This is a genomic window from Microbacterium oxydans (assembly GCF_000956525.1).
In the GTDB taxonomy this organism is placed as follows: domain Bacteria; phylum Actinomycetota; class Actinomycetes; order Actinomycetales; family Microbacteriaceae; genus Microbacterium; species Microbacterium oxydans_A.
In genome coordinates this window covers 253,795-268,993 of the sequence record NZ_JYIW01000026.1, presented here as the reverse complement: position 1 = coordinate 268,993, position 15,199 = coordinate 253,795, and the positions used below count along the sequence as shown (strand labels likewise).

Genomic DNA, 15,199 nt, shown 5'->3' with positions numbered 1-15,199 from the left:
GTCGGCACATGGACATCATCCTCATCCCCGGTCTCTGGCTCGACGCGTCCAGCTGGGACGACGTGATCCCCGCACTCGAGCAGGCCGGACACCGTGTACACCCGCTGACCATGCCAGGCGTCGGAGCCGACGCATCGTCATCGTCTGAGGTCGGCATCGCGGACTGGGTGGACGCCGCAGTGCAGGCCGTCGACGCAGCGCCGGGCCGATCCGTCGTCGTCGGTCACAGCGGCGGAGGCAACGTCGCCTGGGGTGTGGCGGACGCCCGACCGGATCGCGTCGCGCGAGTCGTGTTCGTCGACACCGTGCCGCCGCCGTCCGGGGTGGGGATCAGCGAGTTCGAGGTCGTCGACGGCGTCATCCCCTTCCCCGGCTGGGACTTCTTCCCCGAGGAAGACGTGCACGACATCGACGCGGAGACCAGGGCTCGCACCCTGCCGCTGACGCACAGCGTGCCGGCTCGGGTGCCGACTGATCCGATCCAGCTCACCGATCGGGCGCGGTACGACGTGCCGGTCACGCTCCTGATGGGCGGGCTCGACGAGCAGGAGTTCGACGGGATGATCGGGGAATGGGGGTCCTACGAGACCGAGTACCGGGCGATCACAGATGCCGAGGTCGTGCGGATCGGCTCAGCGCACTGGCCGCAGTTCACGGTGCCTGCACGGTTGGCCGAACTGCTCATCGCCGCGATCGAGCGCTGACGAAGGGGGTCTGAGTCAGGACCTCAGTGCCCCATCCCAAGGCCGCCGTCGACGGGGATCACGGCGCCGGAGATGTATCCGGCATCGTCACCAGCCAGCCACGTCACGACGCCAGCGACCTCGTCAGGCGTCGCGAAGCGTCCTGCAGGGATGTTCGCCTTGTACTGCTTCTGCGTCTCCTCGGGCAGCTCGGCGGTCATGTCGGTCTCGATGAAGCCGGGCGCCACGACGTTCGCGGTGATGCCGCGTCCGCCGAGCTCGCGGGTCAGCGAGCGGGCGAAGCCGACGAGGGCGCTCTTGGATGCCGAGTAGTTGACCTGTCCGGCCGACCCGTAGAGACCGACGACGCTCGAGATCAGGATGACGCGGCCGAAACGGGCGCGCAGCATGCCCTTCGAGGCTCGCTTGACGACCCGGAAGGTGCCTCCGAGATTGGTCGCCACGACGCTGTCGAAATCGTCCTCGCTCATGCGCAGGAGGAGCGTGTCCTTCGTGATGCCGGCGTTCGCCACGACGATCTCGACCGGGCCGAGCTGCTGTTCCACCTCGGTGAACGCGGCGTCGAGGGCTGCTGCATCCGTCACGTCCGCGCGGACCGTCAGCGTGCCCTCCGGACCTTCGCCGCTGCGCGCGGTGACCGCGACGCGATACCCGTCGCGCACGAAGCGCTCCGCGATCGCACGGCCGATGCCGCGGTTGCCGCCGGTGACGAGGACGACGCGCTGAGCACTCATGGGTATCACTCCTGATGTAGCCGATGGTTCCGCGACGGAACCTCCTCGATCCTAGCGAGGATGCTCCACCCGTTCCGCTGCTCGACGTTTGACAGGACGGGGGTGGGCTGGAACGCTGAACGGGACGAAAGGCATCCGCGTGAGCGACAACAGCATCCCTCCTTCTGCAGGCGAGCAGCCGCCAGTTCCTCCCGCGGCACAGAACATCCCGCCTGCTCCTCCTGCACCGCCGTACCCCGGCACACCCTCGTATCCCACGCAGGCGTATCCTGGCGCCGTTCCCGCGTATGGCCAGCAGCCGGCGTACCCCGTCTCTGCACCGCCGCCCGCCCAGCCGGGCTACGGTGCGGCACCGACCCAGCCGAACTACGGCGCACCGACGCAGCAGCCCTACGGTGCGGTGCAGCAGCCCGGGTATCAGCAGCCCGGCTATCAGCAGCCCGGCTACCAGGCCTATGGCACCCCGAACTATCCAGTCGCCCGTCCGACCAGCGGTCTCGCGATCACGTCACTGATCTGTGCGCTCGCCAGCGTCGTGTTCAGCTGGTTGGCCTTCCCGATCCTCGCAGCCGTCGTCGCGGTGATCACCGGTCACATGGCACTCAAGCAGACGAAGGCGAACCCTGCAGTCGGCGGGCGAGGCATGGCTTTCGCCGGTCTCATCATCGGCTACATCATGCTCGGGTTCCTCGCCCTCGGGATCGCGTTCGCCGTCATCAGCGCGATCTTCTTCGGGGCCTTCACCGTCCCCTTCCTCGTCAACAGCTGAGGAAGCGGTACGGCACGCCGGTGCGGCCGTACCGGCGTAGGCTGGAGGCATCGTGAAGAGCAAGCGCGCCGTACCCGCCGTCACCTCGCTGCCGGAGTCTCCGCAGGTCGAGGGCGACCACCGAGTGCGCCGGTACGCCATCACGATGTCGATCCGAATCGCATGCTTCGCCCTGATGATGCTCGTGCAGCCGTACGGCTGGTACACCTGGGTGTTCGCGGCCGCTGCAGCGGTGCTCCCGTACATCGCCGTCGTGTTCGCGAACGCGGGCAGCGACAGCACTGAAACCGTCGCCGAGTCGCCGACGCTGCAGTTGGACGCGCCGCGTGTCGTCCCAGAGCCGATCGACATCAGCGACCCGCAGGTGTTCCGGATCACCGAGGCCCGACGGGACGACGCGTGACCGAATTCGAATGCTCGCGAGCCGGCTGTCGGCGCGAGGCGACCAAGCATGTGGTGTGGCGCAATCCGCGCATCCATGCGGCCGATCGCGAGAAGATCTGGCTCGCCTGCGACGAGCACGTGGACTTCCTGCACGACTATCTCGCCGCCCGCGATTTCCCCGTCTCCGTCCGTGAAGGTGTTCCCGCATGAGCAGTCGGATGACTCGATGGGCCGTCTACGTGCTGATCGCGATCGGCTTCGCCATCGCCTGCGTCTTCCTGTCGCAGTGGCAGTTCGACAGGAACGCGACGAGAGAAGAGCAGATCGCTCTCGTCGATCAGAACTACGACGCCGACCCTGTGCCGCTCGCTGATCTCATCGGCGCTGACGGTGAACTGCAGCCTGACGACGAATGGCACCCGGTGGTGCTGCGCGGCGAGTACCTGGTCGACGAGCAGTTGCTGGTGCGCAACCGTCCGCACGGCGGAACGAGTGCCTTCGAGGTGCTCGTCCCATTCCAGGATGCCGACGGTCGAGTCTTCATCGTGGATCGAGGCTGGGTGCCGCCGGGCGACGGAGACTCCCCCGACTCGGTGGCAGCGCCGCCCTCCGGCGACGTCGAGGTCATCGTGCGGCTGCGGCCGGGCGAGCAGGTACCGGCATCCGGTCGAGGCGCCCCAGAAGGGCAGGTGCCGACGATCAACCTTCCGACGATCGCCGAGCTCGTCGGCGGCGACGTGATCACAGGCGCCTACGGGCAGCTGATCAGCGAAGAGCCGGCGGCGAACACCGCACTCGGCGGATTCTCCTCGCCGACGGATGACCCCGGCCCGCACCTGTCGTACGCCATCCAGTGGATCCTCTTCGCCATCATGGGGTTCATCTTCATCGGCTACATCATCCGCACCGAGATCGTGAAGCACCGCGAAGAGGTCGAGGGCATCCCCGCACCGGTGAAGGCACCTCGTCGCCGCGACAAGGATGCCGACGTCGAGGACGAACTCCTCGACGCGAACGTCTGACAGATCGCGATCAGTCGCGCAGCACGCCGTGCGTCCACGCGCCATCGGGGCGCTCGTAGACCACACGGGTGTGTCGTCGATCACGCGATCCCTGCCAGAATTCGATGCGCGTCGGCACGATCCGCCAGAGCACCCAGTCTCCGTCCTGCACGTCGGCGCGTGCAGCAGCCGATCGGGCTGCGAGATCCGCCGCGCTCTCCTCCGGCGTCGCCTCGACGACGGCCCCACGAACACGCACGGCGCGGACCTGCGGCTGCCACCAGAAGTTCAGTGCCGCGGCCGCGACGGCCTCCAGCTGAGCACCCTTGCGTGACGAGCGCTTGCTCGCGATCGCCCACCCTCTCGCATCCGCACGCTTCAGGATGAGCGTTCGGGCGTCGGGAATGCCATCGACGTCGACCGTAGCCAGCGTCGCAGTGTGCGGCTCCGGCACCCCGTCGGCCTCGGCGCGCAGGATCCACTCTTCGAAGAGCACCAGCGGGTCCTCGGGCAGCGCCTCGAGGTCCCATCGTGGGGTCGCACCCGTGAGCGCGTGCCGCCCGCGAAGCCAGTCGTTGAGGGATGCGATGCCCGCGTGTTCGGTGCTCGACGTCATGGTCTCCACTCTGCCAGGTCGAGCCACGACCAGTGTCGACGAACCACAGGACGGGAGACCACCCCCGCGATTCCGACGAGGACATGAGTGTCGAGATCATGGACGGGCGCGCGCGGACGATCGACCGTCGTCGCACTCGCGAGCTCGACCGTTCCCTGACGCGATCCGCATCATGACTCGTGTGGATCAGCGAACACGACCGGTGAGCGCGGATCGACGTCGACTCAGGCGAGTTCGATCAGGTCCTGGTACTCCTGGCTCCAGATGTCCTCGACACCGTCCGGCAGGATCAGCACGCGCTCGGGGTTCAGCGACTGCACCGCGCCAGGGTCGTGCGAGACGAGCACCACGGCACCCTCGTAGTGCGCCAGCGCACCGAGGATCTCCTCGCGTGAGGCGGGGTCGAGGTTGTTCGTGGGCTCGTCGAGCAGGAGCAGGTTCGCGGATGACACCACGAGCGTCGCAAGCGACAGACGCGTCTTCTCGCCACCCGACAGCACGCCGGCGGGCTTGAGCACGTCGTCGCCGGTGAACAGGAACGAGCCCAGCACCTTGCGCGCCTCGGTCTCGGTGATGTGCGGTGCCGCGGAGACCATGTTCTCGAGCACCGAACGGTTCACGTCGAGATTCTCGTGCTCCTGCGCGTAGTAGCCGACCTTGAGGCCGTGCCCAGGCTCGAGCTGACCCGTGTCGGGCTGGTCGACGCCCGCGAGCATGCGCAGCAGCGTCGTCTTGCCGGCACCGTTGAGGCCGAGCACGACGACCTTCGAGCCGCGGTCGATCGCGAGGTCGACGTCGGTGAAGATCTCCAGCGAACCGTAGGACTTCGACAGACCCGATGCCATCATCGGCGTCTTGCCGCACGGGGCGGGCTTCGGGAACCGCAGCTTCGCGACGCGGTCTTCCTGACGCACGTCGTCGAGCCCGGCGAGCATCTTCTCGGCACGGGCGACCATCTGGTGGGCGGCCGCAGCCTTCGAGGCCTTCGCACCGAAGCGGGCTGCCTGCAGCTGCAGGGTCGTCGCCTTCTTCTCGACGTTGGCGCGCTCCTTCTTGCGGCGCTCCTCGTCGGCCACCCGCTGGCGCAGGTAGTTCTTCCAGTTCATGTTGTAGGTGTCGATGATCTGACGGTTGGCGTCGAGATAGAACACGCGGTTGACGGTCTCGCCGACCAGCTCGACATCGTGGCTGATCACGATCAGTCCACCCTTGTAGCCCTTGAGGAACTCGCGCAGCCACACGACACTGTCGGCGTCGAGGTGGTTGGTGGGCTCGTCGAGGATCATCGTCTGCGCGTCCGAGAACAGGATGCGGGCGAGCTCGATGCGGCGACGCTGGCCACCCGAGAGCGTCGACAGCGGCTGGTCGAGGATGCGGTCGGGCAGCGAGAGGTTGTGCGCGATCGATGCGGCCTGCGCCTCAGCAGCGTATCCGCCCTGTGCCTCGAACTGCTCGGTCAGCTGTCCGTAGCGCTTCATGGCCTTAGCTGCCACGGCCGGGTCGTCCGACCCCATGTCGAGCGATGCCTCGGTCATGCCGAGGTTCAGCTGTCCCAGGCCACGCGCGTCGAGGATGCGCGTGCGTGCGAGGTCCTCGGGGTTTCCCGAACGGGGGTCCTGCGGCAGGTAGCCGAGCTCGCCCGAACGCGTGACAGTGCCATCGGCGGGGAGCAGGTCGCCCGCGAGCACCTTGGTCAGCGTGGTCTTCCCTGCCCCGTTGCGGCCGACCAGACCGATCTTGTCGCCATCGGCGACGCGGAAGGAGACGTTCTCCATGAGGAGTCGCGCGCCAACGCGGATCTCGAGGTCGTGCACGGCAAGCACAGCGGGATATCCGTTCTCTGGGGTGGAAGTCGGCCGAGGGGCCAGCCTCCCAGTATAAGCGGCTGCGGCTGGGCGCTGACCGCGTGCGCGCTCAGGAAGATCACCCCGCAGAGTGACGGGGTCGATACCGGAGAGGGATGCCGTCGACAGCATCCCCTTCGTACGGTTCAGGAGTGGATGTCATCAATGAACTCATCATGCAGGCGGTCGCCTCGCCCTGGTTGTATCTCGTCCTGTTCATCGTGACGGTGATCGATGGGTTCTTCCCGCCGGTGCCGAGCGAGACCGTGCTGGTCGCGGCTGCCGCGGTGGCGACCTCTGCGGGAGGCGCGAACCTGGTGCTGCTCGGTGTCATCGCTGCCATCGGCGCTGCGCTCGGCGACAACATCGCCTTCCTGATCGGCCGATCGGTCGGCACGACCCGGTTCGCCTGGATGCGCCGTCGACGAGTGGTGGCGGCGTTCACCGCAGCGCAACGATCACTCGAGCACCGCAGTGCCGTGCTCATCCTCGGCGCCCGATACATCCCGGTCGGCCGCGTCGCCGTGAACATGTCAGCCGGCGCGCTCGGCTTCCCGTGGCGTCGCTTCGTGCCACTGAGCATCGTCGGCGGAACCAGCTGGGCTGTGTTCAGCCTCGCCATCGGACTGTTGGCCGGCGCGTGGCTCAAGGACCAGCCGCTGATGAGCGCGGGCCTCGGTATCGTGATCGCGCTGCTCGTCGGACTCGTGATCGATCGCGTCGCCGCCGTCAGACGACGTCGGGCGTCCGTGCCGCAACTGGCAGGATGACAGATATGGCATCCCGCCGACAGCGCGCACCCCGAGTGCCACGCGAAGCACGCACCCCTCGTGCACGTCGTATCCCCTGGCTCACTCGCCGCACCGGCGCCCTCGGGGCACTCGGCGCGGCGACCATCGCACTCTTCGCGACCCTGGTGCCGCTGCAGACGAACCTGTCGGGAACACCACTCGCTCTGTCATTCATCCTCGGTGCTGCGGCGTGCGGCGCTCCCCTGCTCTCGCTCTCCCGCCCGCGCATCGCGATCGCGGTGTTCTGCGTCTCGACGTTCATGCTGTCGATCGCGGTCGACACGACGATGGCCATCTCCGCGCCCTGGCCCTGGTCGGTCCCTGCACTGCTCACGTTCGTGCTGCTCGTGGGTGTCGTGACGTTCCAGCACGGCGGCAGGCTCGGCGCCTTCGCGCTGATCACCGGCGTGATCTCCTCGCTCCTGGCACCGCTCATCCGTCCAGACATGGTGGCGACCGCCGCATCCTCCGGCAGCGCCACGGCCGATCTGATCGTCACGTCGTCCGTCGCGGTCGCCATGTACGTGATCGCCGCCCTGGTCGCCGGACGGGTGCGTCTCGGCGCCGAACTGACCCGCGAACGCGAGCACAGTGCGCTCGAGGAGTCACGTCGAGCGCTCGTCGAAGAGCGCACGCGCATCGCCCGAGAACTCCACGACGTCGTCGCGCACAGCATGTCGGTCATCCAGGTGCAGGCGTCGACCGCTCGCTACCGCCTGCCCGAGATCGGCGACGTCGCAGCATCCGAGTTCGACGACATCGCCGCGACCGCGCGGACCTCTCTCGCCGAGATGCGCCGGATGCTCGGCGTCCTGCGCACCGAGGACCAGTCGGCAGAGCTCGCCCCGCAGCACGGCATCGACGACATCCCGGCGCTCGTCGACAGCATCCGTCGCGCCGGCGTCGACGTCGGACTCGCGATCGAAGGCGGTGGCGCCGCATCGCTCGCGATGTCGTCCGTGCAGATCGCGACGTTCCGCATCGTGCAGGAGGCACTGAGCAATGCGGTGCGTCACTCCCCCGGCTCACGGGTGGTCGTCCGGGTACAGGTCGACGAGCGCTCGATCCTCGTCCGCGTGCACAACGCGGCCTCCTCGACGACGAGCACCGAGACCGGCGGCGGCTACGGACTCCGCGGCATGCGCGAGCGCGCCGAACTCCTCGGCGGCAGCCTCAGCGCTGGACCCGACCGCGACGGCGGCTGGACCGTCGAGGCCACGCTCCCCCTGCTGTTCGACGTGCCGACGACTCCGGCGGATCCGCCCGCTTCCCCCGAGAAGGAGCCCCTGTGACCATCAGCGTCCTCATCGCCGACGACCAGGCCATGGTGCGTGCCGGATTCGCTGCGCTCCTCGATGCGCACGACGGTATCCGTGTCGTCGGTCAAGCGGCCGACGGTGCCGAGGCGGTCACGCTCGCCGCGCGCCTCGATCCGGATGTGATCCTGATGGACGTGCGGATGCCGCAGCTCGACGGCATCGAGGCCACTCGCCGCATCCTCGGCTCCTCGTATCCTGCCGCCCACGTGCCGCGGATCCTGATGCTGACGACCTTCGACATCGACGACTACGTGTACGACGCCCTCGCCGCGGGCGCCAGCGGCTTCCTGCTGAAGGACGCACTTCCGGAGGAGCTCGTGCACGCGGTTCGGGTCGTCGCCGCCGGTGATGCGCTGCTGGCTCCGAGCGTCACCCGGCGCATGATCGAGCAGTTCGCCGGCCGCCGCCCGTCGGCGCACCGTTCGAGCACGGCCCTCGCCGACCTCACCGATCGGGAGCGTGAGGTGCTGGTGCTGATCGGGCGCGGGCGCTCCAACTCCGAGATCGCCGCCGATCTGTTCATCGCCGAGCAGACGGTGAAGACGCACGTCGGCAAGGTGCTCGCGAAGCTGCAGCTGCGCGACCGCGTGCACGCCGTGATCCTGGCCTACGACACGGGTCTCGTCGAGCCCTCCTGACTCCCTCCACGGTAGGGGTCAGGACAGCACCTGAGAGTGATGTCCGGCACGGCACCGCGTCCATAGTCTCCTGGAACACACGTTCCACAGGAGGACTCATGGCCATCGCCGCAGCACCGTTCACCACCGTGCCGACCCCGCCTCGTCGCCTCGGGCGCGACACCGGCATCGACCTCGTTCGCGCGTGCTGCGTGCTCGGTGTCGTCCTGCTGCACGCGATCATGGTCGGCGTCACGGTCGTCGACGGCAGCCCGGTGTTCGCGAATGCGAGCGACGGCACCGCCTGGATCGCACCGCTCAGCTGGCTGCTCCAGGTCATGCCGCTGTTCTTCGTGATCGGCGGGTTCTCCGGCCTGCTCGCCTACCGCGGCTCGCGTCAGCGCGGGGGCACCGCCCACTCGTTCATCGTCGGCCGACTCCATCGCCTCCTCCGGCCGGCGATCATCACGATCGGCGTCGTCGGAATCGCGCTCGCGCTCCTCACGATCGCTGGAGTCCCCGCAGATCTCCTCGAGGTCGCCGGATTCAGGTACGGCCAGCCGCTGTGGTTCCTCGCGGTCTTCCTGCTGTGCCAGGCGCTCCTGCCCGCCTTCGCAGCTGCGCACGAACGAGCACCGTTCCTCACCGTCGCAGCACTCGTCGCCGCGGCCGTCGGCGTCGACGCGCTCCGTGCCGTGAGCGGCATCGACGCCGTGGGGTTCCTCAACCTCGCCTTCGTGTGGCTCGCGCTGCAGCAGTTGGGCTTCTTCCTCGCCGACGGTCGGATCGACGCATTGCGCCGACGCACACGCGCGATCGCCGGTCTTGGCGCGCTCGCCCTGTTGATCTGGTCCTTCCTGTCCGGCGTGCACTCCCCTGACCTGATCGCGAACATCAACCCACCGACGACCGCCCTGCTCCTGGTCGGCGTCGTGCACACGAGCGCGGTGTCGCTGCTCCGCGAGCGCATCGCACGATGGAGCCGCGCTGCGGCCGCCAGCGCCTTCACCTCCTTCGTGACTCCGCGCGCCATGACGATCTACCTGTGGCACATGCCGGTCCTGCTCGTCATGGCCGGAGCCACCGCCATGTTCTCGATGCGCACCGGAGTCGAGCTGCCACCGCTCGACAGCATCGGATGGTGGGCCGCCCGGCCGATGTGGCTCGCGGTCGCACTGGCGCTGACCGGGCTCGTCGCCGTGGTCGCTGCCCGTTTCGAGCGCCACCCGACTCCTGCGTCGGTCGGATCGGCCGGTCGGGTCGCGGTCGCTGTGCTCGCCGGGCTCGTCGGACTGCTGCTCCTGCTGGTCCTCGGCAGCTCGGTCGCCACCATCGCCATCGCGGTCACGCTGATCGCCGCGTCGCTCCGGCTGACCCGCCCCGCAGTCGTGGTCGCGGTGGCCGCATGAGCCCGTCAGCCGAGACCGCGAGCGACCAGGGCATCCCCGACCTCGTCGGCGTGGCGCAGCGCGAGCACGAGGAGTGGCACGACGGCCCGCACGCCGAGCCGGACGCCGCGAGCACGCTGCGCGTCGCGCACCCGGTCGGCGAACCCTGCGACGACAGGGATCATCGTGAGAGTGAGTGAGAGCGTCATCGCCACGGCATCCGCATCGACGCCGATCCGACGGAGCGGACGCAGCATCCGATGCAGGGCGTCCAGGAGGTCAGCCATCCTGGTCGTCGACGTCAGCAGCCCAGCCAGCAGCAGCAGGGCGATCACGCGGCCAGTGCTGATCCACGCGGTCACGGGTGAGACGAACACGGCCAGCGCGACGCCGAGCACGAGGATCAGCCAGCGGATGCGCCACAGCTCGATGCCCAGCACCCCGATCGGGAACCCGGCGGCCAGATACAGCCCGACGACGCCGAGCAGAGTCGCACCGATGCTCACGGCATCCTGCGGGAGCAACGAGAGCAGCAGAGCGACCGCTGCGAGCAGCGCCAGCTTCACCCCGACCGGCGTGCGGTGCAGCAGGCCGGTTCCCGGTCGATACAGCTGGATCATGCGCACTCGCGCCGGTAGCGGTCGATGATCGCCGCCGGTTCACCGGCACCGACCAGTCGACCGCCGTCGAACAGCAGTGCGACATCGCATCGGGCGGCGAGCTCGAGGTCGTGCGTCACCAGCACGACCTGAGCGCGCTGCGACAGCAGCACGTCTCCGATGCGCCTGGCGTTGCGCAGATCGAGCAGGGTGGTCGGCTCATCCGCGACGATCAGGTCGGGCTCGGTGATGAGCACCGACGCCAGAGCGAGCATCTGCTTCTGCCCACCGGAGAGGCTCGAGGACGGGGCATCGGCATGCGTCGCCAGGCTGTGGGCTTCGAGCGCGGCCGACACCCGGCGGGCGATCTCCGCTTTCGGACGCCCCCGCAGCGAGAGCGCGAGGTCCTCCGCCGGCGTCGGCATCAGGATCTGCGCCTCGGGATTCGTGAACACGAAGCCGACTCGGCGGCGCAGTGCCGCTCGATCGGCCACGCTGTCGAAGCCGTGCACCGTGATGCTGCCGGAGCTGGGTCCCGTGAGTCCGTTGAGCAGTCGAGCGAACGTCGACTTGCCCGAACCGTTGGCCCCGATCACGGCGATGCGCGGCGCGGTGAGTTCGACGGACACATCGCTCAGCACGACGTATCCGTCGATCTCGACCCCCACCCTGTCGAGCGAGATCGCTGCGAGGGCTGTCTCAGCCGGCATGCGTCGAGGGCTGCGCAGCGAAGGAACGGATGCCGAATGCCGGCGGGTATGCCCGGCGAAGCGCGAGGGTGAGTGCCGTGGCTGCTGCTGCCTTCAGCAGATCGCCGGGGAGGAACGCCAGGCTGGAGAGCGCGGTCGGTCCGAGATCGACGCCGAGCACGAGCGACTGCACCGGGATGCCGAAGAGGTACACGACGAGGATGCCTCCCACCACAGCGCCGAGGGCTGTGCGCCACCAGGTGATCCGGCCGCCGTGCACGATCAGTCCGATGACGAACGCACCGGCGATCCAGCCGATCAGGTAGCCGGCCGTCGGTCCCACGAAGACGCCGAGCCCGCCTCGCCCGCCGGCCAGCACAGGCAGCCCGACCGCAGCCAGCACGAGCACGGTCAGCACGGCCAGCGGTCCGCGCCGCGGGCCGAGCACTGCGCCTGCGAGCATCACGCCGAGCGTCTGCGCGGTGATGGGCACACCACCGGGCAGCGGCACGGTGACCATGCCGAACACCACGATGAGCGCCGCGAAGATCGCGATACGTCCGAGATCGCGACCGATGTCCGTGCGCTTCTCTGCCATGTTGGGTCCTTTCGAGGCTTCCTGAACGGTGTTCACGTGAACGGCGTTCAGTATAGTGAGGACATGACCCCGGCACACAACTCGACCCGCCACGACCGCGATGGCGTCGCAGCCGTGGCGCTGGCACTGCTCGACGAGGTCGGACTGGCCGATCTCTCGATGCGGCGCATCGCCGCGCGACTCGATGTGCAGCCGAGCGCACTCTACTGGCACTTCGCAAGCAAGCAGGAGCTGCTCGCCGAACTCGCCGATCGGATCACCGCAGGCATCCCCCGCGGCGACGCCTCGGTCCTCGAGACCGCTCGTGGCATCCGCGATGCGCTGTTCGCGCATCGCGACGGCGCGGAGCTCGTGCTCAGCACGTCAGCGCTGCGCCTCGGCTCATCGCCTGCGCAACAGGCGTTGACCGACGCCCTCCAGGCCGCCGGCGCCGAAGATGCATCCGCACGCGCAACGGCGATGCTGCATTTCATCCTTGGCCACGCGACGCTGGTGCAGCAGCGCATGCACGCGGACAGCCACGGCGCCGTGCTCGTCGGCGACGGCGCAGACGAAGAGCACGACATCACCGCCGGTCTCGACCGCGTGTTCGACCTCGGGGTGACCGCCCTCGCCGGCGCGGTCAGCGCGTCTGCAGCTCCGCTGCGTGACCGAGCCTGAGCCCAGGGATCGCCGCGAGGAGCACCAGGCCGACACAGAACAGGAACACGATGCTGAACGCCCCGGCGCCCCCGCCGAGCGTCGCGACCGCGAGACCGGCGAAGGCGATCGCGACCGCCGAACCGGTGGAATCCGAGATCGAGAGCGCTGAGGAGTTGAACCCCTGCTCCCCCGTGCCCGAGTACGCGAGCGTGAGCACCGTCAGCCGCGGGTAGAGCAGTCCCATGCCGCCGCCGGCGAAGGCCCAGCCGACGATCACCAGGATCGGGGTCAAGCCCCAGACTGCAGACGACAGCACGCAGGTGAGCGCGATCGACAACAGGGTCAGGCTGATCCCGACGATCCTGCGGTTGCCGAGTCGCTCGCCGTAGCGGCCCTGCAACGCGGATGCGCCGGCCCACGCGAAGGCCGCGAGCATGAGCGCGAGGCCGGCCCAGGTCACCGTGAAGTCGAACTTCGCGATCAGCAGGTACGGGATGTACGCCTCAGCGGCGAAGAACGCCCCGGCCACCAGCCCGCGCATCAGGACGACACTCGGCAGTCCGGAACCGGCCCTGAGCGTGCCCTTCGGCATTAGGGGCAGCAGGGCGACGCCGATCACCACCATCGCACCGAGCGCGACCGGCCAGCCGACCGGCGGCGTCATGCCGGCCGAGAACCCGATCAGCACCGCGAACACGGCCACCACGACCGCGAGCAGCAGCCGAGTCACCACGACCCGTCGATCCTGCGGCCCACCGTGTCCGAGGTCGACACCTCGCAGGCGCACCGCGACCATCGCGAAGGCGGCAGCGGTGAGCACGGCCACCCCGAGGAATGCCCAGCGCCAGTCCAGGAGCTCGGTCACCGCCCCGGCGAGGAACGGACCGATCATCGACGGCACCACCCAGGCCGCGGCGAATGCAGCGAACACGCGGCCGTGCAGGTGCGGCGGATAGAGCCGGGCCACCACGACATACAGTGCGACGGTCTGTCCGCCGGTGCCGAGCCCCTGCACGAGACGGCCGACGAGGAACTGGTGCATCGTCACCGCGATGCCCGAGATCACGAGCCCGACCAGGAACAGGGTCACGGCGCCGTAGAGCGCGCCACGTGGCCCCCGGGCGTCCGACCAGGCTCCGGCCGCGACCATCCCGATCACGCTGGTCGCGAGGGTGCCGGCGAACGCGACGGCGTAGAGCGCCTCGCCGTCGAGTGCCGCGCTCACCACCGGCATCACGGTCGTCACGGCGAGCGACTCGATGGCCGCGAGGAAGATCAGCGCGACCGCACCGAGGGTCACCCAGATGCGTTCGCGGTCCCAGATCGAGACCGTGTCGACCTCGTCGGTCATGACCGCACGAGCGCGGCGATGCGCTCGACGGCTTCTGTGATGATCTCGGGGCTGGTGCCGAAGTTCAGGCGCACGTGACCGTTGCCCTCGTCGCCGAAGGCCGGTCCGTAGTGCAGCGCCACCCGCGCCTCCTTGAGGATCCGGCGGGCCGGGTTGTCGCCCCAGCCCAGATCGCTGAGGTCGATCCAGGCGAGGTACCCGGCATCCGGGATCCGATAGCGGGCCCCCGGGATGTGGCGCGACAGCAGCTCGTGGAGCAGCGTCCGGTTCTGGTCCAGGGTGTGCAGGAGCCCGTCGAGCCATGGGTCGCTCTGCTCGGAGAACGAGGCGACCGCCGCGAGCAGACCGAACTGACCGGTGCGCCATTCGACCTCGTCGGGCATGCCGCGCACGAGGGCTGACGTCTCATCGCCGGCAGTGACCATGAGCGCGCACTTGAGTCCGGCGAGGTTGAAGGCCTTGCTCGCGCTGACGACGGCGTAGCCGACGCGCTCGGCGTGCTCGCCGACCGAGAGGAACGGCGTGAATCCGGCACCCGGCTGGGCAAGCGGCGCATGGATCTCATCCGAGATCACGCTGGCTCCGTACTCGGCGGCGACGGCTGCAAGAGCAGTCAGCGACTCACGGGAATGCACCGTGCCGGTCGGGTTGTGCGGGTTGCAGAGCAGGATCGCCCTGGCTCCGGCCTCGAATGCCGAGCGGATGCCGTCGAGATCGAGCTCCCACCGCTCGCCCGTGTCGAGCAGGGGCACGCGCTCGGGCTCAGCGCCGGCCTCGTGCACCAGCTCGTAGAACGGCGGGTACACCGGTGGCGTGACGACGACGCGATCTCCTGGGCTGGTCACCCGGCGCAGGATCTCGACGATGCCCATGCTGACGTCTGCCGTGCTGCGCATGCGCGCGGGATCGACCTGCCAGCCGAAGCGACGCTGAGCGAAGGCCGCGTAGGTCGCCGCGAGTGGTGTCCGCGACGCCTTGTAGCCGGTGTCCCCGATCGCGACCGCACGCTGCAGCGCTGCCGTGATCATGGGTGCCAACGGGAAATCCGTCTCGGCCACGAACAACGGCAGCACATCAGCGGGGTACTCCCGCCACTTCGCACTGGTCCGCTCGCGGAGCTCCTCGAGAGACAGCGCCGTGACCGGCAGCATCC

At 68.8% G+C, this 15,199-nt stretch carries 18 protein-coding genes; 10 read left to right on the top strand and 8 right to left on the bottom strand.

Annotation, left to right across the window (positions count from 1 at the left end):
* Window positions 1-8 precede the first annotated feature (8 nt).
* Entirely contained in the window at window positions 9-704 is a 696-nt protein-coding gene (locus RS83_RS13860; RefSeq protein ID WP_045280107.1) for an alpha/beta fold hydrolase, read from the top strand.
* 23 nt (window positions 705-727) lie between these two features.
* Here the strand turns inward: RS83_RS13860 and RS83_RS13855 are convergent, their stop codons facing one another.
* Window positions 728-1,438, bottom strand: coding sequence for a beta-ketoacyl-ACP reductase (locus RS83_RS13855; RefSeq protein WP_045280106.1), 711 nt, complete (start codon window positions 1,436-1,438; stop codon window positions 728-730).
* A 139-nt stretch (window positions 1,439-1,577) separates the two neighbouring features.
* Between RS83_RS13855 and RS83_RS13850 the strand changes: the two genes are divergently transcribed.
* Genes RS83_RS13850 through RS83_RS13835 form a run of 4 tightly spaced genes read left to right on the top strand, consistent with a single transcriptional unit; the run spans window position 1,578 to window position 3,613 of the window.
* Entirely contained in the window at window positions 1,578-2,207 is a 630-nt protein-coding gene (locus tag RS83_RS13850) for a DUF4190 domain-containing protein (RefSeq protein WP_052679125.1), read from the top strand.
* Between the two features lie 52 nt (window positions 2,208-2,259).
* Complete coding sequence (locus RS83_RS13845) at window positions 2,260-2,610, top strand: DUF3099 domain-containing protein (RefSeq protein WP_045280105.1); 351 nt, start codon at window positions 2,260-2,262, stop codon at window positions 2,608-2,610.
* Complete coding sequence (locus RS83_RS13840) at window positions 2,607-2,801, top strand: hypothetical protein (RefSeq protein ID WP_045280104.1); 195 nt, start codon at window positions 2,607-2,609, stop codon at window positions 2,799-2,801. The genes RS83_RS13845 and RS83_RS13840 overlap by 4 nt, the downstream gene beginning before the upstream one ends.
* Window positions 2,798-3,613 carry an SURF1 family protein gene (locus RS83_RS13835; RefSeq protein ID WP_045280103.1) on the top strand — a complete coding sequence of 272 codons (816 nt, stop codon included), beginning with the start codon at window positions 2,798-2,800 and terminating at the stop codon, window positions 3,611-3,613. Before RS83_RS13840 ends, RS83_RS13835 begins: the two co-directional genes overlap by 4 nt.
* Before the next feature lie 10 nt (window positions 3,614-3,623).
* Here the strand turns inward: RS83_RS13835 and RS83_RS13830 are convergent, their stop codons facing one another.
* Entirely contained in the window at window positions 3,624-4,208 is a 585-nt protein-coding gene (locus RS83_RS13830; protein ID WP_045280102.1) for a pyridoxamine 5'-phosphate oxidase family protein, read from the bottom strand.
* Between the two features lie 224 nt (window positions 4,209-4,432).
* Window positions 4,433-6,031, bottom strand: coding sequence for an ABC-F family ATP-binding cassette domain-containing protein (locus RS83_RS13825; RefSeq protein ID WP_045280101.1), 1,599 nt, complete (start codon window positions 6,029-6,031; stop codon window positions 4,433-4,435).
* A gap of 173 nt (window positions 6,032-6,204) precedes the next feature.
* Between RS83_RS13825 and RS83_RS13820 the strand changes: the two genes are divergently transcribed.
* The 4 genes from RS83_RS13820 (at window position 6,205) to RS83_RS13805 (ending at window position 10,188) form a co-directional block, all read left to right on the top strand.
* A complete protein-coding gene (locus RS83_RS13820) occupies window positions 6,205-6,822 on the top strand; it encodes a DedA family protein (protein ID WP_045280100.1) in 618 nt (205 codons plus the stop codon).
* 5 nt (window positions 6,823-6,827) lie between these two features.
* Window positions 6,828-8,135, top strand: coding sequence for a sensor histidine kinase (locus RS83_RS13815; RefSeq protein WP_052679124.1), 1,308 nt, complete (start codon window positions 6,828-6,830; stop codon window positions 8,133-8,135).
* Entirely contained in the window at window positions 8,132-8,800 is a 669-nt protein-coding gene (locus RS83_RS13810; protein ID WP_045280099.1) for a response regulator, read from the top strand. Before RS83_RS13815 ends, RS83_RS13810 begins: the two co-directional genes overlap by 4 nt.
* 98 nt (window positions 8,801-8,898) lie before the next feature.
* Window positions 8,899-10,188, top strand: a complete 1,290-nt coding sequence (locus tag RS83_RS13805; protein ID WP_052679123.1) for an acyltransferase family protein — start codon at window positions 8,899-8,901, stop codon at window positions 10,186-10,188.
* Window positions 10,189-10,193: 5 nt separating this feature from the next.
* On the opposite strand, the gene RS83_RS13800 is transcribed toward RS83_RS13805, so the two are convergent.
* Genes RS83_RS13800 through RS83_RS13790 form a run of 3 tightly spaced genes read right to left on the bottom strand, consistent with a single transcriptional unit; the run spans window position 10,194 to window position 12,053 of the window.
* Window positions 10,194-10,787 carry an energy-coupling factor transporter transmembrane component T family protein gene (locus RS83_RS13800; protein WP_045280098.1) on the bottom strand — a complete coding sequence of 198 codons (594 nt, stop codon included), beginning with the start codon at window positions 10,785-10,787 and terminating at the stop codon, window positions 10,194-10,196.
* Window positions 10,784-11,476: an energy-coupling factor ABC transporter ATP-binding protein gene (locus tag RS83_RS13795; protein WP_045280097.1), complete on the bottom strand. Its 693-nt coding sequence runs from the start codon at window positions 11,474-11,476 to the stop codon at window positions 10,784-10,786. The genes RS83_RS13800 and RS83_RS13795 overlap by 4 nt, the downstream gene beginning before the upstream one ends.
* Entirely contained in the window at window positions 11,466-12,053 is a 588-nt protein-coding gene (locus RS83_RS13790; protein ID WP_045280096.1) for a biotin transporter BioY, read from the bottom strand. The genes RS83_RS13795 and RS83_RS13790 overlap by 11 nt, the downstream gene beginning before the upstream one ends.
* 63 nt (window positions 12,054-12,116) lie before the next feature.
* Between RS83_RS13790 and RS83_RS13785 the strand changes: the two genes are divergently transcribed.
* Window positions 12,117-12,713, top strand: coding sequence for a TetR family transcriptional regulator (locus tag RS83_RS13785; RefSeq protein WP_045280095.1), 597 nt, complete (start codon window positions 12,117-12,119; stop codon window positions 12,711-12,713).
* Here the strand turns inward: RS83_RS13785 and RS83_RS13780 are convergent.
* Window positions 12,676-14,046 carry an MFS transporter gene (locus tag RS83_RS13780; protein ID WP_045280094.1) on the bottom strand — a complete coding sequence of 457 codons (1,371 nt, stop codon included), beginning with the start codon at window positions 14,044-14,046 and terminating at the stop codon, window positions 12,676-12,678. The genes RS83_RS13785 and RS83_RS13780 overlap by 38 nt on opposite strands.
* Window positions 14,043-15,197, bottom strand: a complete 1,155-nt coding sequence (locus RS83_RS13775) for a MalY/PatB family protein (protein WP_197072137.1) — start codon at window positions 15,195-15,197, stop codon at window positions 14,043-14,045. The genes RS83_RS13780 and RS83_RS13775 overlap by 4 nt, the downstream gene beginning before the upstream one ends.
* Window positions 15,198-15,199: the final 2 nt, after the last annotated feature.